At 73.7% G+C, this 20864-nt stretch carries 18 protein-coding genes, 1 tRNA gene and 3 pseudogenes; 17 read left to right on the top strand and 5 right to left on the bottom strand.

Features of this window, described 5'->3' with window-relative positions; all coding sequences use genetic code 11:
• Positions 1–1386: glutamyl-tRNA reductase (locus L3K22_RS13665; RefSeq protein ID WP_263311870.1), on the bottom strand; the 1386-nt coding region annotated here is incomplete at its 3' end.
• A 299-nt stretch (positions 1387–1685) separates the two neighbouring features.
• On the opposite strand from L3K22_RS13665, the gene hemE reads away from it, so the two are divergent.
• The 15 genes from hemE to L3K22_RS13740 all read left to right on the top strand — a co-directional run bounded on the left by hemE (position 1686) and on the right by L3K22_RS13740 (position 17023).
• A complete protein-coding gene (gene hemE, locus L3K22_RS13670) occupies positions 1686–2744 on the top strand; it encodes a uroporphyrinogen decarboxylase (protein ID WP_263311871.1) in 1059 nt (352 codons plus the stop codon).
• The gene (gene hemG, locus L3K22_RS13675; protein WP_263311872.1) at positions 2741–4231 is read left to right on the top strand and encodes a protoporphyrinogen oxidase; all 1491 of its coding nucleotides are present in this window, start codon (positions 2741–2743) and stop codon (positions 4229–4231) included. Before hemE ends, hemG begins: the two co-directional genes overlap by 4 nt.
• Positions 4228–4953: a hydrogen peroxide-dependent heme synthase gene (hemQ, locus tag L3K22_RS13680; RefSeq protein WP_263311873.1), complete on the top strand. Its 726-nt coding sequence runs from the start codon at positions 4228–4230 to the stop codon at positions 4951–4953. The genes hemG and hemQ overlap by 4 nt, the downstream gene beginning before the upstream one ends.
• Positions 4954–4999: 46 nt before the next feature.
• On the top strand, positions 5000–6253 hold the full coding sequence (locus tag L3K22_RS13685; protein ID WP_263311874.1) for a ferrochelatase: 1254 nt from the start codon (positions 5000–5002) through the stop codon (positions 6251–6253).
• On the top strand, positions 6250–7245 hold the full coding sequence (hemC, locus tag L3K22_RS13690; RefSeq protein WP_263311875.1) for a hydroxymethylbilane synthase: 996 nt from the start codon (positions 6250–6252) through the stop codon (positions 7243–7245). Before L3K22_RS13685 ends, hemC begins: the two co-directional genes overlap by 4 nt.
• A complete protein-coding gene (locus tag L3K22_RS13695) occupies positions 7245–8087 on the top strand; it encodes a uroporphyrinogen-III synthase (protein WP_263311876.1) in 843 nt (280 codons plus the stop codon). The genes hemC and L3K22_RS13695 overlap by 1 nt, the downstream gene beginning before the upstream one ends.
• A complete protein-coding gene (gene hemB / locus L3K22_RS13700) occupies positions 8084–9106 on the top strand; it encodes a porphobilinogen synthase (RefSeq protein WP_263311877.1) in 1023 nt (340 codons plus the stop codon). The genes L3K22_RS13695 and hemB overlap by 4 nt, the downstream gene beginning before the upstream one ends.
• A gap of 99 nt (positions 9107–9205) precedes the next feature.
• A complete protein-coding gene (gene hemL / locus L3K22_RS13705; protein ID WP_263311878.1) occupies positions 9206–10534 on the top strand; it encodes a glutamate-1-semialdehyde 2,1-aminomutase in 1329 nt (442 codons plus the stop codon).
• Between the two features lie 155 nt (positions 10535–10689).
• A complete protein-coding gene (locus L3K22_RS13710; protein WP_263311879.1) occupies positions 10690–10854 on the top strand; it encodes a hypothetical protein in 165 nt (54 codons plus the stop codon).
• A 243-nt stretch (positions 10855–11097) separates the two neighbouring features.
• Positions 11098–11592, top strand: a complete 495-nt coding sequence (locus L3K22_RS13715) for a hypothetical protein (protein WP_263311880.1) — start codon at positions 11098–11100, stop codon at positions 11590–11592.
• 58 nt (positions 11593–11650) lie between these two features.
• Entirely contained in the window at positions 11651–12826 is a 1176-nt protein-coding gene (locus tag L3K22_RS13720; protein ID WP_263311881.1) for a WD40 repeat domain-containing protein, read from the top strand.
• Positions 12827–12902: 76 nt separating this feature from the next.
• On the top strand, positions 12903–13448 hold the full coding sequence (locus tag L3K22_RS13725) for a DUF4919 domain-containing protein (RefSeq protein ID WP_263311882.1): 546 nt from the start codon (positions 12903–12905) through the stop codon (positions 13446–13448).
• 86 nt (positions 13449–13534) lie between these two features.
• A complete protein-coding gene (locus L3K22_RS13730) occupies positions 13535–14521 on the top strand; it encodes a WXG100 family type VII secretion target (RefSeq protein WP_263311883.1) in 987 nt (328 codons plus the stop codon).
• 51 nt (positions 14522–14572) lie between these two features.
• Positions 14573–15709, top strand: a complete 1137-nt coding sequence (locus tag L3K22_RS13735; RefSeq protein WP_263311884.1) for a WD40 repeat domain-containing protein — start codon at positions 14573–14575, stop codon at positions 15707–15709.
• Between the two features lie 333 nt (positions 15710–16042).
• Complete coding sequence (locus L3K22_RS13740) at positions 16043–17023, top strand: WD40 repeat domain-containing protein (RefSeq protein WP_263311885.1); 981 nt, start codon at positions 16043–16045, stop codon at positions 17021–17023.
• Between the two features lie 18 nt (positions 17024–17041).
• Here L3K22_RS13740 and L3K22_RS13745 read toward each other — a convergent pair whose 3' ends face one another.
• Entirely contained in the window at positions 17042–18577 is a 1536-nt protein-coding gene (locus L3K22_RS13745) for an HNH endonuclease (protein WP_263311886.1), read from the bottom strand.
• Positions 18578–18924: 347 nt separating this feature from the next.
• Here L3K22_RS13745 and L3K22_RS13750 point away from each other — a divergent pair.
• Together L3K22_RS13750 and L3K22_RS13755 are read left to right on the top strand one after the other, a co-directional pair.
• A tRNA-Met gene (locus L3K22_RS13750) sits at positions 18925–18998 on the top strand.
• 54 nt (positions 18999–19052) lie between these two features.
• The gene (locus L3K22_RS13755; RefSeq protein ID WP_263311887.1) at positions 19053–19715 is read left to right on the top strand and encodes a pentapeptide repeat-containing protein; all 663 of its coding nucleotides are present in this window, start codon (positions 19053–19055) and stop codon (positions 19713–19715) included.
• 89 nt (positions 19716–19804) lie between these two features.
• On the opposite strand, the pseudogene L3K22_RS13760 reads toward L3K22_RS13755, so the two are convergent.
• The 3 pseudogenes from L3K22_RS13760 to L3K22_RS16785 form a co-directional block, all read right to left on the bottom strand.
• A pseudogene (locus L3K22_RS13760) lies at positions 19805–19963 on the bottom strand (CoA-binding protein); the annotation flags it as partial.
• Between the two features lie 85 nt (positions 19964–20048).
• Positions 20049–20473, bottom strand: a pseudogene (locus L3K22_RS13765) (dimethylsulfone monooxygenase SfnG); the annotation flags it as partial.
• 53 nt (positions 20474–20526) lie between these two features.
• Positions 20527–20748, bottom strand: a pseudogene (locus L3K22_RS16785) (ABC transporter ATP-binding protein); the annotation flags it as partial.
• Positions 20749–20864: the final 116 nt, after the last annotated feature.

Here is a 20864-nt window from a genome sequence, read left to right on the forward strand (position 1 = left end):
GAGGGCGGCCGCCCCCGCCAGGCCCGCGAGGTCGGCGGGGCCGGGCGGGACGGTGCGGTCCACGCGCATCCAGCCGGCCGGCACGGGCTCGACCGCTCCGGGCGCGGCCGGCACCGGCGAGTCCTCGACACCCTGCGCGGCGGAGATGTCGATCCCGAAGATCGTGTGGAAAGCGGAGACGTACTCGTCGGCGAAGCCGGTCTCGGCCAGGTGCCGGGCCCGCTCGGCGGGCTGGTGCATGACCCTGGCGAGGATGCGGCGCACCGAGCGCTCGAGCTGGTCGGCGGTCTCCCCGGAGACGTCGCGGCGCAGGCGGTCGATCTCCCCGTCGGCCGCGTCGAACACCTCGCGGCGCAGGGCGGCCATCGCCGGGTCGATGCGGCGCACCTCCTGCTGCTGGCGGAAGGCCTCGACGTTCTCGGCGATGATGCCGCGGGCGGTCACCAGCGCCGGGTCCTCGCCGTCCGGGTCCTCCCGGCGCAGGTCCTCCAGCCCCAGCACGGTGATGCCCTTGAGGTGGCGCACGAGGGGGTGGAGGTCGGAGTGCAGCGCGAGGTCGAGCACGACGGTGCGGCCCGCGTTCAGGAACAGCTCGGGGAACAGCGAGGTGCCGCGGCCGGAGGCGGCCAGCACCAGGTCGGCCTCGCGCAGGGCCCGCTCGAGCCCCTCGGCCTCGACGGCCTCCGCGCCGTGGCGCTCGGCGAAGCCCGTTGCCCGCCCGGACGGCGAGAAGACCTGCAGGCGGGAGACGCCGCGGCGCGCCAGCTCCGACAGCCCCAGCCGGGCGTATGCGCCGGTGCCGACGATCAGCACGCTGCGGCCCTCGAAGCCGCCGAGCTGCATCTCGGCGCGGTCCAGCGCGACGGAGGCGCCGGAGCGACCCGCGGCGCCGACGGGGGCCTGGGTGGCGACGCTCTTGGCGCAGCGGAAGCCGTGCTGGAAGAGGTCGTGGAGCATCGAGGTGGTGCGCCCGGCGCGGCGCGCGGTCTCGTAGGCCTGCTTCACCTGGCCGGAGATCTCGGCCTCGCCCATCACGATCGACCGCAGCCCCGAGGTGACCTCGAACAGGTGCTGCGGGACGGGGGCGTCCATCGCGGCGTCGAAGCAGAGGGAGACCACCTCGCGGTCCAGGCCGCTGGTGCGGGAGACCGCCTCGATCACGAGCTCGACGCCCTCGTGGAAGCGCTCGGTGTCGAGGTAGACCTCGAGCCGGTTGCAGGTGCTGAGCACCACCGCTCCGGAGACGACGGGCGGGGCGCCGACGGCCTCGGCGCGCTCGGCCTGCAGCTCCTCGAGCGCCTCGGGCAGGGACTCCGCACCCCGGGTCAGGGCGTCGATCATCTCGAGGTCGAGATGCTCGTGGGAGGCACGGAGAGCAGCGAGCATGATCCTCAGTCTAGGCACGTCCGCCCGTCGCTCCACCCCCGGGGTACCTGTCTGGCGACGCCGCGCGCGATTGTGTGCACAATGGGGGCGTCATGAACCAGAACCCCATGTCAGAGCCCCTTTTTGCCGACGGTGCGTCAGATCGATCGCGACACCTGTCAGCATCCGGGAACGCCGCAGGCCCCGGGCTCGCCACCGCTGCCGCACCCCTTGCCGAGACCCCTTCCGCGCACCCCTCCACGGGCCCCGGATCGCTCCCCGAGGAGCATCCCGCGCGCCGCTGCGCCGTCGACGGCGGCGTGGCCGACGCCTCACTGCTGCAGGAGCTGCGCGGCGTGAGGAGCGACACACCGAGCGTGTGGTTCATGCGTCAGGCGGGCCGCTCGCTGCCCGAGTACCGGGCGCTGCGGGAGGGCACCACGATGCTCGACTCCTGCGTCCGCCCCGACATGGCCGCGGAGATCACGCTCCAGCCGGTGCGCCGCCACGGCGTGGACGCCGGGATCTTCTTCTCGGACATCGTCGTCCCCGCACGCCTCGCCGGGCTCGGCGTCGAGATCCGCTCGGGCGTCGGCCCGGTCTTCGACCATCCCGTGCGCACCGAGGCCGACATCGAGGCGCTGCCTTCGCTCGGCGACGACTACGAGGAGGCGCTCGCCCCGATCCGCGAGGCGGTGCGCCTGACCGTGGCGGAGCTCGGCACCACGCCCCTGATCGGCTTCGCCGGCGCCCCCTTCACCGTCGCGAGCTACATGGTCGAGGGCGGCCCCAGCCGTGACCACCTGCGCACCCGCGCGCTGATGCGCTCGCGCCCGGACCTGTGGGAGCGCCTGGCGACCTGGGTCGCGGAGCTGTCGGGCCGCTTCCTGCGGGCCCAGGTCCTCGCGGGCGCCTCCGCGGTGCAGCTGTTCGACTCCTGGGTGGGAGCGCTCGGGCAGGAGCAGTACCTCGAGCACGTCCAGGCCCATTCCGCCGCCGCGCTCGCCCACGTCGCGGACCTGCCGGTGCCGCGGATCCACTTCGGCGTCGGCGCCGCGCACCTGCTGCTGCCGATGCTCGGCGCCGGCGCGACCGCGATGGGCGTGGACCACCGCCTGCGCCTGGACCGGGCGCTGGAGGTCCTCCCCGCCGACACCCCGGTGCAGGGCAACATCGACCCCGCGGTCCTGTTCACCTCGGAGGAGGCGCGCTTCGCGGAGGCGCGCGGCGTGCTCGAGGCGGGCGCGGCCGCGGCCGGGCACGTGGTCAACCTCGGCCACGGCGTCCCGCCGGACACGGACCCGCAGGTCCTCACCGACCTGGTCGCCTTCCTCCACTCCCAGCGCGTCGCGCGCACCGCGGAGGCGCCCGAGGCATGAGCGCCCGGATCCTCGTCGTCGGCGGCGGCCTCGCGGGGCTGCTCGCCGCCCGACGCCACCAGCGCGCGGGACACCGCGTGGTGCTGCTCGAGGCCGAGGACCGCCTCGGCGGTGCGGTCGCGGAGCTCGCCCTCCCGGGCGCCGGCGACCTCGCCCTGAACGCGGGCGCGGAGGCGTACTCGACCGCCTCCGGCGCGGTCGACGCGCTGGTCGCTCAGCTCGGGCTCGCAGATCGGGTCGTCTCCCCGCGCGAGGGGCTCGGCAGCCGGATCGTCTCCGCCGCCGGGGTGCACCGCGCCCCGGCCGGCGCCCTGCTCGGGGTGCCCGGCCGACCGCTCGCCGCCGACGTCCGCGCTGTGCTCGGCTGGCCGGGGGCGCTGCGCGCGGCGCTCGAGCCCCTGCTGCCCGCCCGCGTCGGCGCACGGCCCGGGGCGACCGTCGCCGAGACGGTGGGACGCCGGATGGGCCGACGGGCGCTCGAGCGGCTCGTCGCCCCGATCGTCGGCGGGGTGCACTCCGCCGATCCGGCCGAGCTCGAGCTCGCCGCCGCCTCCCCGCAGCTCGCGACGGGCCTCTTCGAGCACGGCTCGCTGGTGCGGACCGTGCGCCGCCTGCGCGGCGGGGGACGACGCGGCGACGCCGGCCGCACGACAGTCGCGAGCGCCGGGACCCGTGTGCACGCCCTCGCCCCGACCATGGCGGCCCTTCCCGCGGCGATCCGCGAGGAGCTGCTCGCCGCGGGCGGGATCGTGCGCACCGGCGTGGAGGTCACGGGCCTGGACCGCGAGGGCGAGCTGTGGCGGGCCCGCACCGCCCGCGGTGAGCAGCTCGAGGCCGACCGCCTCGTGCTCGCCTGCCCTCCCGACACCGCGCGCGCCCTGCTCGCCGGGGCCGCGCCGGAGATCGCCGAGGCGATCCCGGAGACGCCGTCGGCCGCGGTGCGGCTGGTCGCCCTGGTGCTGGACGCCCCCGCCCTGGACTCCCATCCCTCGGGGACCGGTGCACTGGTCGCGCCGGGCACCCCGGGGATCCGCGCGAAGGCCCTCACCCATGCGAGCGCCAAGTGGGAGCACGTCGAGCGCGCGCTGCGCGAGGCCCTCCCGTCGGCCGCCTCCCCGCACCTGGTGCGCCTCTCCTACGGCCGTCCCGGCGAGCAGCTGCCGGGGCGGGAGGAGATCGTCGACCTCGCCCTCGCCGACGCCTCCGCGATCCTCCGCACCCCGCTAACCCGCTCCCGGCTCGCGGACTGGGCCGTGATCGACTGGGACCGGGCGATGCGCCGGCCCCGGCCCGGCCACCGCGCCGCACTCGACGCGCTCGCGAGTCTGCTCGAGGCGCGGGACGACCTCGAGCTCGTCGGCTCCTGGCGGGCCGGCACCGGCCTCGACGCGATCGTCCGCGCCGACGACGCCCGCGCCGCCGCCGCGCAGGCCCCGCAGACCACCCCGATCTCTCCCACCGCTCCCACGGAAGGAACCCCACGATGAACGACGCCGCCGCCTCGACCCCCGAGGAGATCGCGCAGACCACCCGGTACACGAGCTACACCGTGTTCCGCCGCCTCTCGGGCCTGACCGAGGACGGCGAGCTCACCGCCGCCCAGGTCGCCGAGGCGCTCGCCCAGACGGTCCCGCTGATCGAGTCTGCCGGCGATGGAGGAGTCGAGATCCTCGGCTTCTACGACGTCTCCGGCTTCCGCGCCGAGGACGACCTGATGCTGTGGCTCGCCGCCGAGGACCCCGAGGCTCTGCAGCGCGGCCTGCGCGAGTTCGAGCGCTCCCTGGCCGGCACCTGGCTGCACCGCGAGTGGGCATCGGTGGGCGTGCACCGCATGGCCGAGTTCGCCAAGGGCCACGTCCCCTCGTTCATGGTCCCGGGCTTCGAGCGCAAGCAGTGGATCACCGTGTACCCCTTCGTGCGCAGCTACGAGTGGTACCTGCTGCCCGACGAGGAGCGCAACCGCATGCTGCGCGAGCACGGCCTGCTGGGCCGCGACTACCCGCAGGTGAACGCCAACACCGTCGCGGCCTTCGCACTCGGCGACTACGAGTGGCTGCTCTCCTTCGAGGCCGATGATCTGCACGACCTCGTCGACATGATGCGCCACCTGCGCTACTCCGATGCGCGCCTGCACGTGCGCGACGAGCTCCCCTTCCACACCGGCCGCCGCCTCGAGGACCTCGAGGACGTCGCCGCACTCCTGGCCTGATCCCGGACGACTCCCTGCCCGCACGACCTTCACCGAGGACCACATCATGACCGACACCACCACCCAGATGCCCGCGCCGCGCACCGCGGCCCCCGACTCCCCCACCCATACGCGGCGCGGCGAGGCCCGCCCCTTCGACGCGATCCTGTTCTCCTCCTTCGGCGGCCCCGACGGGCAGGAGGACGTCATCCCCTTCCTGCGCAACGTCACCCGCGGGCGCGGGATCCCCGACGAGCGGCTGGAGGAGGTCGCGGGCCACTACCGCGCTCTCGGCGGACGCAGCCCCATCACCGCGCAGAACGAGGCGATGATCGCCGCGCTCGAGGAGGAGCTCGCCCGCCGCGACGTGGATCTGCCGATCTACTTCGGAAACCGCAACTGGGCGCCCTACAACGCCGAGGCCGTCCGCGCCCTGCACGCCGACGGCCACCGCCACGCACTCGGACTCGTCACCAGCGCGTACTCCTCGTACTCGTCCTGCCGGCAGTACCGGGAGGACTTCGGCATGGTGCTCGAGGAGACCGGTCTGGCCGGCGAGGTCACCATCGACAAGGTCCGCGTCTACTTCAACCACCCCGGGTTCCTCGCGCCGGTGGTCGACGGTGTCGAGGCCGCCCTGGCGAGCCTCGCCTCCGAGGGCCACGACAGCGAGCGCATCGCGGTGCTCTTCTCCACCCACTCGGTGCCCACGGCGATGGCCGAGGCCTCCGGGCCGGAGGAGACGCGGGTCGAGGGCTCCGGCGGCTGGTACGTCGAGCAGCATCTCGCCGCCTGCCGATGGGTGATGGACCAGCTGCACGACGACGTCCCCGAGCTCCCGGACTGGCAGCTCGTCTACCAGTCCCGCTCCGGGGCCCCGCACATCCCGTGGCTCGAGCCGGACGTCAACGACGTCATCGCCCGGCTCGCCGAGGAGGACTCCGCCGATGCGGTCGTCGTCGTCCCCATCGGCTTCGTCACCGACCACGTGGAGGTCGTGTGGGACCTGGACACGGAGGCGAAGGAGACCGCCGAGGAGAAGGGCCTCGCCTTCCGCCGCGTCGCCACCTCCGGGGAGGATCCCCGCTTCATCGCCGCCCTCGCGGATCTCGTCCAGGAGCGGCTGGACGAGTCCTTCCCGCGACGGGTGGTCACGGATTTCGGGGGCACCCCGGACGTGTGCGGGGTGAACTGCTGCGCAGGACGCATCTGCCGTCCCACCACCAGCGCGGTGGACTCCGCGTCGGACGTCGAGCGGGCCCGGGCCGAGCGCCGCGCCACGGCCGGCGACGGCCAGGCGGGCACAGGATCCCTCTCGTGACCGCGTCCTCGCTGCGGATCGGCACCCGCGCCTCCGATCTCGCGCTCACGCAGTCCGGGCACGTCGGCGCCGCGGTCGTGGAGGGTACCGGGCACGAGGTCGAGCTGGTGCACGTGAGCACCCATGGCGACCGCGACCGCATCAGCCCCCTCGCCCAGATCGGCGGCACCGGCGTGTTCGTCACCGCCGTGCGGCAGGCGCTGCTGGACGGCGAGGTCGACGTGGTGGTCCATTCCTGGAAGGACCTGCCCACCGCGCCGCTGGACGAGATCACGCTGGTCTGCACGCCGGAGCGGGAGGACCCGCGCGATGCCCTGTGCGCCCGTGACGGGATGACCCTCGCTCAGCTCCCGGCCGGGGCGCGGGTGGGCACCGGCTCCCCGCGACGCGGCGCGCAGCTGCTGCGGGCGCGGCCCGACCTCGAGGTCGTGGGGATCCGCGGCAACGTCGAGACCCGCCTGAACCGGGCGCTCGGGAAGGACGCGGACCTCCATGCCGTGGTGCTCGCCGCCTCGGGGCTGCGCCGCGTGGGCAGAGAGGCCGTGATCAGCGAGCTCCTGCCCGTCGAGGTCATGCTTCCGGCCCCCGCCCAGGGCGCGCTCGCGGTCGAGGCGACCACCGCCGCGCTCGCGCAGGGGCCCTGGTTCGCCGCGCGTCTCGAGGCGGTCGACGACGCGACCACCCGCGCCGCGGTCACGGCAGAGCGGTCCCTGCTGCGGGCGCTCGAGGCGGGCTGCTCCGCCCCGGTCGCCGCGTACGCGGAGCTGGAGCCGGGCACGGATCCCGCCGCCGCGCAGGTCCTGCGCCTGCGCGCCCTCGCGATCCGTCCCGACGGGACGCATGTCGTCGAGGGCGAGGCCCGGGTGGACCTGGACCTCGCCGCCGATGCGCTCTCCGGGCCGGGCTCGATCCCGGTCGAGCTCGGCCAGGAGCTCGCCGCGGACCTGCTCTCCCGCGGCGCCGGCGAGATCCTCGCGGAGGTCCGCGCCTGATGCCCTCCGCAGAGATGGCCTCCGCCCCGCCCCGCGCCGCCGGGCCCGTGCTGGTCACGCGCCCGGCGGGGCGGGGGGAGCGTCTCGCGAGCCTGCTCGAGGCGGAGGGCCTCGCGGCCGAGCACGCCCCGCTGACCCGTCTCGTCCCGAGCACCGGCGAAGAGCTCGAATCCGCCCTCGAGCAGCTCGCCGAGGGCGCGTTCACGCACCTCGTGGTCACCTCCCGCACCGCCGCCGAGGTCCTCGCCGGGGCGGAGGCCGCCTTCGAGACGGCGATCATCGCCGTCGGAGGGGGCACCGCCCGGACCCTGCGGGCGGCGGGCCTCTCCCCGACCGCCGTGGCCGACGGCTCCGGTGCGGCGCTCGTCGCCGCGATGCCGCCCGCCGCCCCTGGCGACCGAGTGCTGCTGCCCGCCTCGGCCGCCGCCTCCCGCACCGTCCCCGAGGGGCTGCGTGCGGCCGGCTACGAGGTGGTCGAGGTCGAGGCCTACCGTCCCGAGCCCGTCGACCCGCCCCCGGCGGTCGCGGAGTCCCTGGCCGCCGGGCGGTACGCGGCGATCGTGCTGACCAGCCCGATGATCGCCCGACGCGCGGCCGAGCTCGGCGTGCACCCCGCCACCGCGGTGATCGCCATCGGCGACCCGACCGCCGTGGCCGTCCGCGCCGCCGGCCTCGGCCCCCTCCACCAGGCCGCCGCCCCGACCGACCAGGCGCTCGTCGCGGCCGTCCTCGAGGCGCTCGACGCGGCGCCGCACGAGACGCCCCCGTCGAGCCCCGCCCCTGCGGGCCCCGCCCCGTCGGCCGCCCACCCCACGCGCCCCCGATCGAAGGAGACCCGATGACCCAGCCGACCCTCCCCGGACCGATCGACCGCCCTCGCCGCCTGCGCAGCAGCGCCGCGATGCGCTCCCTGGTGCGGGAGCACGCCCTCCGCCCCGCCGACCTCGTGCTGCCGATGTTCGTGCGCGAGGGCGCGAGCGAGAACAAGCCCGTGACCTCGATGCCCGGCGTCGAGCAGCACACCATGGACTCCCTGGTCCGCGCCGCGACCGAAGCGGCCGAGCGCGGCGTGGGCGGCGTGATGCTCTTCGGCGTGCCCGCGCACAAGGACGCCGTCGGCTCCGGCGCCACCGACCCGGACGGGATCCTGAACCGGGCGCTGGCCCGCCTGCGCGCGGAGCTCGGCGATCAGACCGTGATCATGGCCGACCTGTGCCTGGACGAGTTCACCGACCACGGCCACTGCGGCGTGCTCGACGCCGACGGCCGGGTCGACAACGACGCGACGCTCCTGCGCTACCGCGAGATGGCCCTCGCGCAGGCCGAGGCCGGGGCGCACTTGCTGGGGCCGTCGGGGATGATGGACGGCCAGATCGCCGCGATCCGCGATGCGCTCGACGGCGCAGGTCATCTCGAGACCGCGCTCTTCGCCTACACCGCGAAGTACGCCTCCGCCTTCTACGGCCCGTTCCGCGAGGCCGTGGACTCGTCCCTGCAGGGCGATCGACGCACCTACCAGCAGGATCCCGCCAACGGCCGCGAGGCGCTGCGCGAGCTGGAGCTCGACGTCGCCGAGGGCGCGGACCTCGTCATGGTCAAGCCCGGCCTGCCCTATCTCGACGTGCTGAAGGACGTCGCCGCCGCCTCCCCCGTCCCTGTCGGCGCCTACCAGGTCTCCGGCGAGTACGCGATGATCGAGGCGGCCGCGGCGAACGGCTGGATCGACCGCGACCGCACGATCCTCGAGTCGCTGCTGGCCTTCCGCCGCGCCGGCGCCTCGAGCGTCCTGACCTACTACGCGAGCGAGGTCGCGGGCTGGTTCCAGCAGGGCCTGCCCCCGCACCTGCGCGAGTTCGCCTGAGCCGCAGTCCGGCCCGCGCCTGTCGGCGCGCCCGCCGTGCTCCGGCCCGGCACCGCATCATCGCCCGTCGTCCCCCGCCCACCCGCAGAGGAGCCCCGCATGACCCCCACGACCACCCTCTCCGCCGATCTCTTCGACCGCGCCCGCCGCGTCATCCCCTCCGGCGTGAACTCGCCCGTGCGCGCCTTCGGCTCCGTCGGCGGGACGCCCCCGTTCCTCACCAGCGCGAAGGGCGCGCTGCTCACCGACGCGGACGGGAACGAGTACGTCGACCTGGTCGGCTCCTGGGGCCCGATGATCCTCGGCCACGCCCATGAAGGCGTGGTCGAGGCGGTGCGGGAGGCGGCCGGTCGCGGCCTGTCCTTCGGCGCTCCGCAGGCCGGGGAGGTCACCCTCGCCGAGGAGGTCGTGCGCAGGATCGGCCCCGTCGAGCAGCTGCGCCTGGTCAACTCCGGCACCGAGGCGACGATGAGCGCGCTGCGCGTGGCCCGCGCCGCGACCGGCCGCGACGTGGTCGTGAAGTTCGCCGGCTGCTATCACGGGCACGTGGACGCGCTGCTGGCCGAGGCGGGCAGCGGGGTCGCGACCTTCGCCATGCCCGGCTCGGCCGGCGTCACCGCCGCGACCGCGAAGGACACGGTCGTGCTGACCTACGGCGACCGCGAGGCCGTCACGTCCCTGTTCGCCGAGCGCGGCGGTGAGATCGCCGCGATCATCACCGAGGCCGCGCCCGCGAACATGGGCGTCGTCCCGCCGCTCGCCGAGGACGGCGTCGGCTTCAACCGCTTCCTCGCCGACACCGCCCACGCCGCGGGCGCGCTGCTGATCAGCGACGAGGTGCTCACCGGCTTCCGCGCGAGCCCTGAGGGGCACTACGGGGTCGACGGGCCGCGCGGCACCGGCGAGGACTGGGCGCCGGACCTGATGACCTTCGGCAAGGTGATCGGCGGCGGCCTGCCCGTCGGCGCCTTCGGCGGGCGCGAGGACCTGATGGGCCTGCTCGCCCCGGCCGGCCCCGTCTACCAGGCCGGCACCCTCTCGGGGAACCCGCTCGCGACCGCGGCGGGGCTCGCGACCTTCGCCGGGCTCGACGACGCGGCCTACGAGACTCTCGGCCGGGCCTCGAGGACGCTGCAGCAGCTGGTCGCCGACGCGCTGACCGCCGAGGGCGTCCCCCACGTGGTCCAGACCGCCGGCACCCTGTTCTCGGTGTTCTTCCGCGGCGAGCCCGTCACGACCTACGAGGACGCGAAGGCGCAGGACACCGAGGCGTTCACCCGCTTCTTCCACGCGATGCTCGAGGGCGGGGTGTACCTGCCGCCCTCGGCCTTCGAGGCGTGGTTCGTCTCCACCGCCCACACCGACGAGGTCCTCGACCGTATCGCGGCGGTGCTGCCGGCGGCGGCAAAGGCGGCGGCGCGGGGCTGAGAGCGCGGGACGTCACGCGGTGCATGGCCCGGGGAGTTCTCCCCATCGCTCTCGTGCAGGGCTCGCTCTACCATCGGACCGACGACGCGTGACGCGACAGATCGCACCGTGCCGAGGGGGCACGGAACCGCACGCGGGACGAGACGGGGGATCCCATGACCTTCATCGGCATGAGCACCGACCAGGCCTCGGCGCAGGCAGAGCGCATCGACACCGGCGCTCAGCAGCTGGAGCAGCTGGCCGAGGAGCTGGGCTCGGCCGTCGCGCGCAGCTCGGAGTTCTGGATCGGTGCCGATGCAGAGGCATTCCGCGCCTTGTAGGGCTCGACGGCGCAGGCGCTCCGCACCGCCACAGGTGATCTGGCCGCTCGCAGCGGCGAGCTGTCGCAGCACCGTGACGAGCAGGAGAGCGCCTCCGAGAGCGACGGGGCGGCTGGCTCCTCCGGCGCGGGCGACGAGGCCGGGTCGGCGACGGGCCCCTCGGCACAGGACGGTCCCAATGCACCGGGCGAGGAGCCGTACTACGGCAAGGTCGATCCGGAGGTCGCCGAGCGCTGGGAGTCGATGAGCAAGGAGGACCGTGAGGCGGTCGCCCGGGCGATCATCGAGGAGGAGCTGGAGCAGTACGGGATCGGGGACGTGCCCATCGATTTCGACCTGACCGACGGGAACGGCCTGTGGTCGTTCGGCGAGGACGTACACGCGATCTCGATCAACGGCAGCGTGCTGGACACCCCGCGTCTGCTGCACACCCTCGCTCACGAGGCCCGTCACGCCGCACAGTGGGAGGCAGAGCAGGACACTGAGCCCGGGTTCTGGGACTGGCTGCCCGGCGTGGATTCCACCGCGGACGACTACGAGCGCCTCGAGGAGGAGCACGGCTTCACCAGGGAGGAGATCGACTCCTGGCGTGAGCACTGGGAGGCCTCCGAGGAGGAGAAGGATCCCTACTTCGACAGGTCCGTCGAGGTCGATGCCCGGAACGCCGGGGCAGAGTTCTCCGAGGAGCTGACGATGGAGGACCTCGACCGATACGAGGAGCGGGCAGGGGTCCGATGAGGAACACTCTGATGAGCAGTGCCGAGTGTCCTGACACCGACCATCACGAGGAGCGACGATGACCCCCTCCCCCAGCCGCCGGAGACTGCTCGGTGCCAGCCTGCTGCCCGCGGCGCTCTCCCTCGTCGGCTGCGGATCCTTCCCCGGCGGCGACGGACCCTCGCAGGACCCGGTCACCGCCGACGGATCGGGGGAGACGCAGACGGTCGCGTCGCCGGATCGCTGCCTGTCGGACGAGGACGCGTCACGCCGGGAGCGCCCCGAGCCGCCCGCGCGCGCGGACGCCGGCCCGGAGAACGAGGCGATCCCGGACCGGCCTCTGTCGGAGTACGGACCGGCCCTGTTCGCGGGCGGGGAACGGATCGCCGCCCAGCAGACCTCGGACGCGCTGATGCTCGGCGAGTCAGACACCTTCGGGACCGTCGTGTGGAGCACCGCCGACGGCACGATCCTCGAACGGCACGACAACGGCCTGGTCGGTGCGATCGCCGCGGACTCCCGCGGACGGCTCGCGATCGGCGGCGTCACGACCGTCGAGCTCCGCGAGGCGGACGGCGAGGTGCTGAAGGTGCTGACCGGTGGCGAGGAGCCCTTCGGCCCCCGGATCGGGAATCGGGTCGGCGATCTCGCCCTCACCGCCGACGGCACCCGCCGCGTGGTGCTGGGCGCCGACGGACGCGTCACGGTCTGGCACCTCGAGGACGAGACCTGCGAGGTCGAGCACGAGATCGCTGCGGAGCTCGGCACGGTGATCGCGCTCAGCCTCTCCCCGGCCGACGACACGCTCGCCCTCTGCGCCGAGGACGGCACGGTCGAGCTCTGGGACCCGCACGCCGGGACGCGCACGGGCGCCGGGCCGGACCTCCCCGGGACGGTCGCCGGGCTGGCGCACGCCGAGGACGGCACGCTGATCCTCGCCGCCGACGGGGAGCGCGCCCTCCACGCCCTGACCCCGTCCGGCGAGGTGGCCACCGGACCGGCTCTCTCCGCGGAGGGCCCGTACTGGGTGGCCGCGGGGGCGGGGGGACGTGTCGCCGCCGTCGGCCGGGGCGACAACCGGGTCCTGCTCTGGGAGCGCGAGACCGACGAGACCGTCGAGCTCCCCGTCGTGCGCGGATCCGCCGGCCGGCTCGTGTTCTCCCCCGACGGCAGGACTCTGTACAGCGCCTCCCCGTCCCAGGGCGTCGTCGCCTGGTCCGGCGGCGAGTCCTGGAGCAGCTTCGAAACGCCCTGACGCTCCGGACGCGTCGACCATCATGGACCTTGTCCGCCTCCACGGCTCTCCCATCTGACCAGCGAAAGGACGCACGATGTCCCTGAACGACCTCGTCGAGGCCTACGCCCTGGACCCGACGCCCGAAGGTCTTCACGACCTGCAGGCCGGGATCATGGCGGCTCCCCGCTACGACCCCCTGCTCTCCGTCTCCCGGGCGGTGGTCCCGCTGCTGCGCGACGGGAAGCACCAGGAGATCGTCGACCTGATCCGCTCGTGGATGCCCGGCGCGCTCCTGAGCCCGTCCACGCACGGCTACCTCGCGAAGGCGCTCACCGAGCTGGGCGATGCCGGGGCAGGCCGCATCGAGGCGAAGTTCTCCCGGCTCGCGCTCGACAGCATCGCGGCCTCGGGCAGCGGCTCCGAGGAGGAGCCGTGCTCCGTGCTCCGCATCGAGGACGAGTACGACATCCTGCGCGCCTCCTCGCAGCGCCCGACCGCCCAGCGGCAGGTCTCCGACGAGCGCGGACAGTTCGACGTCCACACCCTCGAGGACGGCGACGAGGTGTGGTTCCGACTGCTCTGGCTCGCCCCGTCGGCCGCCGCGCAGGAGGACGAGGCCGGAGACGCCCCGGAGAACTGAGCTCCGTCCACAGGGGAGGACTCCCCATGTCGCCGACCGGCGACGTCCCCTAGTGTCGATCCCGGGACGGAACGAAAGGGGAGGCCATGGGGCTCATCGGCATGGATACCGCGCAGGGCGAGGCTCACGCCGAGCGCCTGCGCGCTGCCGGTGAACGGCTCGAGGAGCGGCGCGACCTGCTCGTTGCACTCGTGGGGGCGAGCGAGGCGATCTGGCGAGGGCCGGATGCGGACCGCTTCCGCGCGGACTGGAGCACCGGTGCATCGCGGCTGCTGCGCGAGCAGTGCACCGCGCTCGAGACCGCCGCGACGCTGCTCGAAGAGGAGGCGGAGCAGCAGGAGAGCGCCTCGCAGGACGAGAACGGCAGGGGTGAGAGCAGCAGCAGCGGGGTCAGCTCCTCCGGCAGCGCATCGGGCCGCGGCCGCCGCGCCGGCGGCGACGGGGACGGGACGGTGAGCCAGGAGGTCGCCGACGCCTGGACCGCGATGGACCCGCCTGAGCAGAAGCGGGTCCTCCAGGAGATCGTCGCCCAGGAGCTCGAGCGTCAGGGTGTCGACGACGTGCCCGTCTACTTCGACGATCTGTCGGAAGACGGAGCAGCCGGCATCTGGTACGAGTTCGACATCCGGCATCCCCTGCGCGGGGAGCACATCCAGATCGACAGCACGTCCCTCGAGGACCCGGACTCCCTCAACACCGCCGTCCACGAGGCCCGCCATGCCGCACAGGACAACTGGATCGAGGAGACCGACGAACCTCCCGCATGGCAATTCTGGCGGGAGGACCACAGCGCCGCGGAGTACGAGCGCATCGAGGAGGAGTACGGGGTCACCAAGGAGGAGATCGAGGCCTGGCGCGAGAACGACAAGGACTACACGGAATTCCCGGAGGACCAGCCGGGCGAGGACGCCCCGCAGTCGGAGAAGGACGCCTGGGACGAGGAGTACGAGGCGTACCGGGAACAGCCGCTCGAGGAGGATGCCTTCGAGGAGGGGGATGAGTTCGTCGAGGGCATCACTCCCGAGGAGCTCCGGCAGTACCAGCTCGATGCCGGCGTCCCGGTCATCTCGTGAGCGTCCCTGCGCTGAGACCGCTCCCCGGTTCCCCTTCGAGGCGGTGATGCCATGATCCTCTCCCGTCGCAGGCTCGCGCTGCCGCGACGCCGCTGGCTGCTCGGGGCTGCGGCCCTGCCGGCGGCGCTGCTGCTGCCCGGCTGCGGGAGCAGCCCCGAGGTGGGCAGCTGCCTCGGACCGGACGAGGAGGTGCCGGAGCCGGAGCCGCCCCGCCTGCCACGAGGTGCCCGCGTCCGGCCCAAGATGCCGCGGGAGGGGCGCTATTTCGAGGACCAGAGTCCCGCCGTCTCCCCCGACGGCACGCTGATCGCCGCCTGCGAGGCCCCGGACCGCTACGAGCTCGACCTCGCCGACCCCCACGGCGTGCTGCTGTGGGACACGCGCACCGGGGAGATCGTGCGCCGGCTGAAGCCCCGCGCCGTCGGGCCGCTGGCCTGGCACCCGAACGGATCGCGCCTCGCGGTCGGCGACGCCCTCCACGTCGCGGAGGTGGATGTCGAGGGCTCGCTGCTGCGGAACCTCGTGGGCAATGCGGAGCCTCGTGGGACTGCCGCGCGGATCCTCGACGTCGCCTACAGCCCGGACGGATCGCTGCTGGCGGCCTCGGCGAGCGACGGCGCGGTCCGGCTGTACTCGACCTCCGCGGACAGCTGCACCGGCACCCGGGCCCTCTCGCCGGGGACCCGTCGGCAGAGGACCGTGGCGTTCTCGCCCGACGGCGCCCGCCTCGCCGTCGGCGGCGTCGCGCTGACGGACGCCGACGAGGGCGGGAGGCCGACCGGGCTGTGGGATCCGCACAGCGGCCGGCGGGAGGAGGTCCTCGACGGTGTCGAGGGGACGGTGCTCGGGCTCGGGTACAGCGGGGACGGCACACTGGTCCAAGTGCTCGACGACCCATCCTCGCTCGCCGTGAACGCGCCGGACGGATCGACGAGCACGGGCCCGCCGGTGGACGCGGCACGGTTCAGGGATCTGGCCGTCGGCACGGGATCCCGGGTCGCAGTGCTCAGCGCATCGGGCACCCTCCGGCTGTGGGATCGTGACAGCGACGAGCAGGAGACGCTCGAGATGTCGCTCCTGGAGAGGATCTGCTGGTCGCCGGACGAGACGACGCTGTTCACGCTGAGCGAGTCGGAGGGGATCTCCGCCTGGGACGGGACGGAGTGGCGGCAGTTCGAGCTGCCGTGAGTCCCGATGGGCCGGGGCGCCGCGCCGGCGAGGCCGGGCATGGGGAGCGCTCCCCATGGCCGTCTCCGCGCAACGCTCCTAGCATCGAGGCACGATGACCAGCCCGGTCACGCGCTCGGACGACGGCGTGCAGCGGCTCGCGACCATGGGGACGAAGGGGGGATGACGATGACGGACTGCTCGCGCCGACGCCTGCTGCTGGGCGCGACCGCCCTCCCCGGCGCCCTGGCGCTCGCAGGATGCTCGGGCGGTCTCCCGCCCCTGCCCGGGTCGGGAAGCCCCGGCATCTGCATAGACCCCTCCGAGTAGATCCCCGAGGAGGCGTACGAGACGGTGCCAGAGGGCGTCATCGTGGATCCCGTCCCGTTCGACGAGTCCCTGCTGTTCATGTCCTCGACCCTCACGATCTCCCCCGACGGCTCGACGCTCGCGGCCTGCGAGATGGGCTTCCCACAGGATCCTGAGCACGCCGAGACCAGGGGCATCGTCCTCTGGGATCCGGGGACCGGGGCGGTGATCCATAGATTCCGCCCTCCGATGCTGGGCAGGCTCGCCTGGCACCCCGACGGGGACCGCCTGGCGATCGGCGACGGCCGTCTGGTCTCGATCGTCGATCTCGAGGGAACGCTCGAGCGCACCCTGTTCGGGCACGAGCTGCCGCGCGGCGACACCGCTGCGATCCTCGATCTCGCGTTCAGCCCGGACGGCACGCAGCTGGCGTCCTCGGGGTCGGACAGGACCGTGCGCCTATGGGACATGGACCCGGAGTCCTGCGGCAGCGGGCACGTCCTGCGGACCGGACCGCGGCACAACCGGGATCTCAGCTACTCGCCCGACGGCTCCTCCCTGGCCGTCGGCGCCACCTCGACCTCCAGCGACGGCGATGGGGACAATCCTCCGACGCTCTGGGACCCGACGACGGGCCGGCGGACGGAGGTCCTCGAGGATGTGCCGGGGATCGTCTTCGCGCTCGACCATGCGGCGGACGGCGCCCTGATCGTGGTCGCCGACGAGCCGCGAGCGCTCATGACGGTCGGGACGGACGGCTCCGTGGCCGAGGGGCCCGTGACCACCTCGACCTGGTTCGCGGATCTCGCGGTGGGGCCGGGGCACCGCGTCGCGCTGCACGCCGACGAGGAGCTGCTGCTGTGGGACCGGGAGAGCAGTGAGGAGTCCCGGCACGAGATCGAGGTCGAGTCCGGGGTGGACAGCATGGTCTGGTCCTCTGCGGAGGACGTGCTGTCCTGCCTGAGCTCGCGCGAAGGGGTCCTCGCCTTCGACGGCACGCGGTGGACGACCTTCGACCTCCCCTGATCCTCCGCCCGGCCGTCCTCAACACGGGCGGTGCGGTGGCGGCTCGACGTCGTCCGGCTCGCTCGACGACGGAGGATCCTGCCTCTCGTTCTCTGCCGCGCTGAGCCGTGCCGAGCGGGTCCGTCGGGTGGTGCCGAGCCGGGTCGTCCACTCCACCACGTGCCCGTCGACCGCCGGATCCCCGACCCGCTCCACGCTCGCCAGCTGCTGCTCTTTGTCGTTGCAGTACGCGCAGGCTCCCTGTCCGTTGTCCAGGCAGGTGCGGCCGCCGGCGGCGTGGGGCCGGATGTGGTCGATGTGGCGGGTAGGGGCGCTGCAGTGAGGGCCGCGACAGGTCCGGTCGCGCAGGCGGATGAAGCGGGCGAGCGCAGGCGGGAAGGCCCGCGCCCGGGACTCGACGCCGACGAGCTCCTCGGCCCTCGGGTGCTCGTACAGACGTCGCAGCACGGCGCGCAGCGCCGGACCGTCGGGCCCGAGCGCCTCGTCGCCGCTGTCGGCGTCGCCGATCAGTGCATCCAGCGGTCCGCGCAGGGACTCGCGCACCGTCTCGGCGGGAACGGTGCCGTAGCCCTCGATCTGGGCGAGGTCACCCGTGCCGGGGTCCAGGAGCACGTGGTCGGTGATGATCACGCCGATGTCCAGGGTCACCGGCTCCATGCTCTCGCTGCGGCCGAGAAGGGTGTCGACGAAGGTGTCGGCCTGGATGGCCTGGTGGCCGCGGCGGTCGCCGGCGGCGCGCAGGCGCTCGGCCTCGAGGGTGAGGCGCTTTCGAATCAGGGCGGCGTCCAGGGCGGTGACGTGCGCCGTGACCGTGGCCATGCCGTGCTCGCCGCGACGCACCCGCACATGCCGGTTCCGCTTGGCGTGCTGGTGGCGGCGCGCCTCGCCGTCCGGATCCGCGAGGGCGATCGCTGCCGCGCGCGCGTCGTCCCATTCCTCGGAGCCGGCGCCGTCGAGATAGGGCAGGCGCTCCCCCAGCAGCCGGTCCGCCTCGCGGCGCTGGGCCGGGGTGAGCGGGGCGAAGGAGCGGGCGGTGCGATAGGCGTCCTCGGTCGTGACCTGGGAGTCCGCGAGCGCGGAGAGCATCACCGGCATGTCCGCCACCAGCCGGCGCCGGGCCGCGAGCGAGTTCGAGGCGGCGGCCGGGGAGCGGCGGGTGAGCATCGAGACCTCGCGGGCCGCCTCGCGGGAGGCCGCCCGCAGGAGCTGCGCGGGCGGCGGCTCCTCCCCCGCCTCCTGCGCGGCGTTTGCCCTCGCCTCGGCCTGCCTGCGGAGGGTAAGGGAGTCGGCGAGCGCGACGACGGCACGGGTCTCGAGCGCGTCGATCGCGCTGCGCAGGGCATGCAGGCTGCCGATCACGTCGCGGAACGCCTCGGCCGACGGGTCCGCGGGCGTGAACAGCTCCTGCGGGAACCCGGTCAGGGCGCTCAGCACATGGGCACGGTCGCCGAGCTCCTCGGCGAGCGCTCCGGGACCTCCCGCACGCACGGCGTCGATCAGCTGCTGGTGGGGATCATCAGCAGTCGCGCCGAGGTCCTGCACTGCGAGAGTCATGGCCCTATTCTTCCGACCCCCACCGACAAACGACAGACCTTAGAGAGAATGTGGATAACGTCGAGCGGGGAGGAACAGCCACCCCTCTCCATCCACACCGTCTCGCACATCCGCCCAGGCAGTGCGAGTCCAACGCGCAAATGCACCTCCCCCTCAGAAAATCTCTTCCGCATTCTCGCCCCTCGTCACCACAATTCACCCAGAAATGTGGATAACCACCCTGTGTGGAGGAACGGTCACGCCCGGGACGAACCGAATGCGACGGCAGATGACAGCGCGCTCGACACCGCCGGACCGGTCCCGCAGGCTGGTCCCGCAGGCTGGTCCCGTCGGCACCCACCGCACACCGCTTCGTAGCTCAGCCCGGTAGAGCAGCTCCCTCATGAGGAGTGGGTCGCAGGTTCGAATCCTGCCGGAGCGTCTCCCCCTCCCCGTACCCTCGAGGACGACCGCCCGCCGTCGATCCGAGGACCCCATGCGCCGTCGCACCACCACCCGCCAGCCCGTCCTCGAGCGCCTGGTCCTGCCCGACCTCGAGGAGGCGGATGCCGCGCAGCTGAACGCCCGGGACCGGCACGACGGCCTGCGCCTGGTCGGCGCCGATCTCACCGGGGCGGACCTCACCGGCGCGACCTTCACCGAGTGCGAGCTGCTCGACGTCACCGCGCACACCACCGTGCTCCAGCACGCCCGGCTGCTCGAGACCCGGATCGAGCGCCTGAACGCCCCGGTGCTGGATGCGACCCGCTCCACCTGGCGCGACGTCGAGCTCGTCGGCTCGCGGATCGGGGCGCTGGACGTCTACGACGCCGAGATCCGCTCCACCCGCATCACCGGCACCAAGTTCGACTGGATCAACCTGCGCTCCTCGACCCTGGAGGACGTGCTCTTCGAGGACTGCACGATCGACGAGCTCGACCTCGGCGCCGTCACCGCCTCCCGCGTCGCCTTCGTGAACTGCCGCGCCGGCTCCGTCGCCCTGCCCCACGCGCGGCTCGAGGACGTGGACCTGCGGGGGCTGGAGATGGGGTCGATCGCGAACCTCGAGGGGCTGGCGGGGGCGACGCTCGGTTCCGCACAGGTCACCGCGCTCGCTCCCCTCCTCGCCGCGCACCTGGGACTCCGCGTCGAGGGGTGAGCGGTGCCGGGCCCCGGGGCTCATGCCCCCGGACAGCAGAACGCGGGCCGGGGTGCTCCCCGACCCGCGCCTGATCTCCGAGCGTACGCTCAGCGCCGCGCGCTGACCCGCTGCTTGCGGGAGGTGATCTCGCCGGTGTTGAACCCGGCCAGGTGCAGCCCGCCGTGGAAGCGGGCGTGCTCGATCTTCACGCAGCGGTCCATCACCACGTCAAGGCCCCCGGCCTCGGCGATCGCGGCGGCCGCCTCGTCCTCGGCGCTCGCGTGCTCCCCCGTCGGCCGGACGCCGAGGGCGAACACGGAGCCGGGGCCCGGCTCTCGAGGGTCTCCTGGCTCACGCAGCGACACCGACCTTCGCGGGGTGATCGGCCGGGAGGGTCTCGGCGGTCGCGGCCGCGGCCTCCTCGGTGGAGACGCCGGGGGCGATCGACAGCATGTCGGTGTTCAGCTCGGTGCCGTGGGCACGGGCGAGGTCCTTCTCCTTCTCGCGCACGATCGGCATCACGTCCCGGCCGAAGGCGGCGTCTTCCTCCTGGAAGTGGAGGTAGCAGGTCAGCAGCAGGTTCACGCCGATCTTCTTGTACTCGATGATGCGGTCGGCGGCTCCTCGGGCGTGCCGATGAGACGGGTCTTGAAGCCGTCGTTGTACTGGACGAGGTCCTCGAAGGAGGAGTCCGCCCACATGCCCTTGCCGTCCTTGGTGGAGGCGCCGGCCTCCTGCACGGACTGCTTGAAGCCCTCGACGGCGGGGCGGTGCGCAGCGCACCGGCGCTGGGCCGGTCCAGGCCCGCGATGAGCCGCAGCAGGGTCGACTTCCCGCAGCCGGAGGGGCCGACGACGGCGAGGATCTCGCCGGAGCGGAGCTCGAGGTCGAGGCCGCGCAGCACGTCGTGACGGCCCTGCGGGGTGTAGAAGGAGCGGGCCACGCCGTCCAGCCGCACGCCGTCGGGCGCGCTGCGCCGGGCGGCGGGTGCCGCGGGCTCCGGGACGCTGCTGCCCGTGCGCGTGCCGGGCTCGGTGGCGGTGCTGGTCATGACTCCGACTATGACGGCGCGGGTCGGGAGCGCGCCAGAATCGCGTCATAAGCCGCCATAGTCGGGGTGCGAAGGGGACACGTGGGGCATCGTGGTGCGACCTCGCCACAGGGCCC

It is taken from the genome of Brachybacterium atlanticum (assembly GCF_025669985.1).
GTDB classification, from domain to species: domain Bacteria; phylum Actinomycetota; class Actinomycetes; order Actinomycetales; family Dermabacteraceae; genus Brachybacterium; species Brachybacterium conglomeratum.

Excerpts from the sequence above, each read along its gene's own strand:
- L3K22_RS13720 (WP_263311881.1), top strand. The coding sequence starts at position 11,651 with ATGACCCCCTCCCCCAGCCGCCGGAGACTGCTCGGTGCCAGCCTGCTG.
- L3K22_RS13745 (WP_263311886.1), bottom strand. The coding sequence starts at position 18,577 with ATGACTCTCGCAGTGCAGGACCTCGGCGCGACTGCTGATGATCCCCAC.
- hemQ (WP_263311873.1), top strand. The coding sequence starts at position 4,228 with ATGAACGACGCCGCCGCCTCGACCCCCGAGGAGATCGCGCAGACCACC.
- L3K22_RS13685 (WP_263311874.1), top strand. The coding sequence starts at position 5,000 with ATGACCGACACCACCACCCAGATGCCCGCGCCGCGCACCGCGGCCCCC.
- L3K22_RS13755 (WP_263311887.1), top strand. The coding sequence starts at position 19,053 with ATGCGCCGTCGCACCACCACCCGCCAGCCCGTCCTCGAGCGCCTGGTC.
- hemB (WP_263311877.1), top strand. The coding sequence starts at position 8,084 with ATGACCCAGCCGACCCTCCCCGGACCGATCGACCGCCCTCGCCGCCTG.
- L3K22_RS13715 (WP_263311880.1), top strand. The coding sequence starts at position 11,098 with ATGAGCAAGGAGGACCGTGAGGCGGTCGCCCGGGCGATCATCGAGGAG.
- L3K22_RS13710 (WP_263311879.1), top strand. The coding sequence starts at position 10,690 with ATGACCTTCATCGGCATGAGCACCGACCAGGCCTCGGCGCAGGCAGAG.
- hemG (WP_263311872.1), top strand. The coding sequence starts at position 2,741 with ATGAGCGCCCGGATCCTCGTCGTCGGCGGCGGCCTCGCGGGGCTGCTC.
- L3K22_RS13730 (WP_263311883.1), top strand. The coding sequence starts at position 13,535 with ATGGGGCTCATCGGCATGGATACCGCGCAGGGCGAGGCTCACGCCGAG.
- L3K22_RS13695 (WP_263311876.1), top strand. The coding sequence starts at position 7,245 with ATGCCCTCCGCAGAGATGGCCTCCGCCCCGCCCCGCGCCGCCGGGCCC.
- hemL (WP_263311878.1), top strand. The coding sequence starts at position 9,206 with ATGACCCCCACGACCACCCTCTCCGCCGATCTCTTCGACCGCGCCCGC.
- L3K22_RS13735 (WP_263311884.1), top strand. The coding sequence starts at position 14,573 with ATGATCCTCTCCCGTCGCAGGCTCGCGCTGCCGCGACGCCGCTGGCTG.
- L3K22_RS13725 (WP_263311882.1), top strand. The coding sequence starts at position 12,903 with ATGTCCCTGAACGACCTCGTCGAGGCCTACGCCCTGGACCCGACGCCC.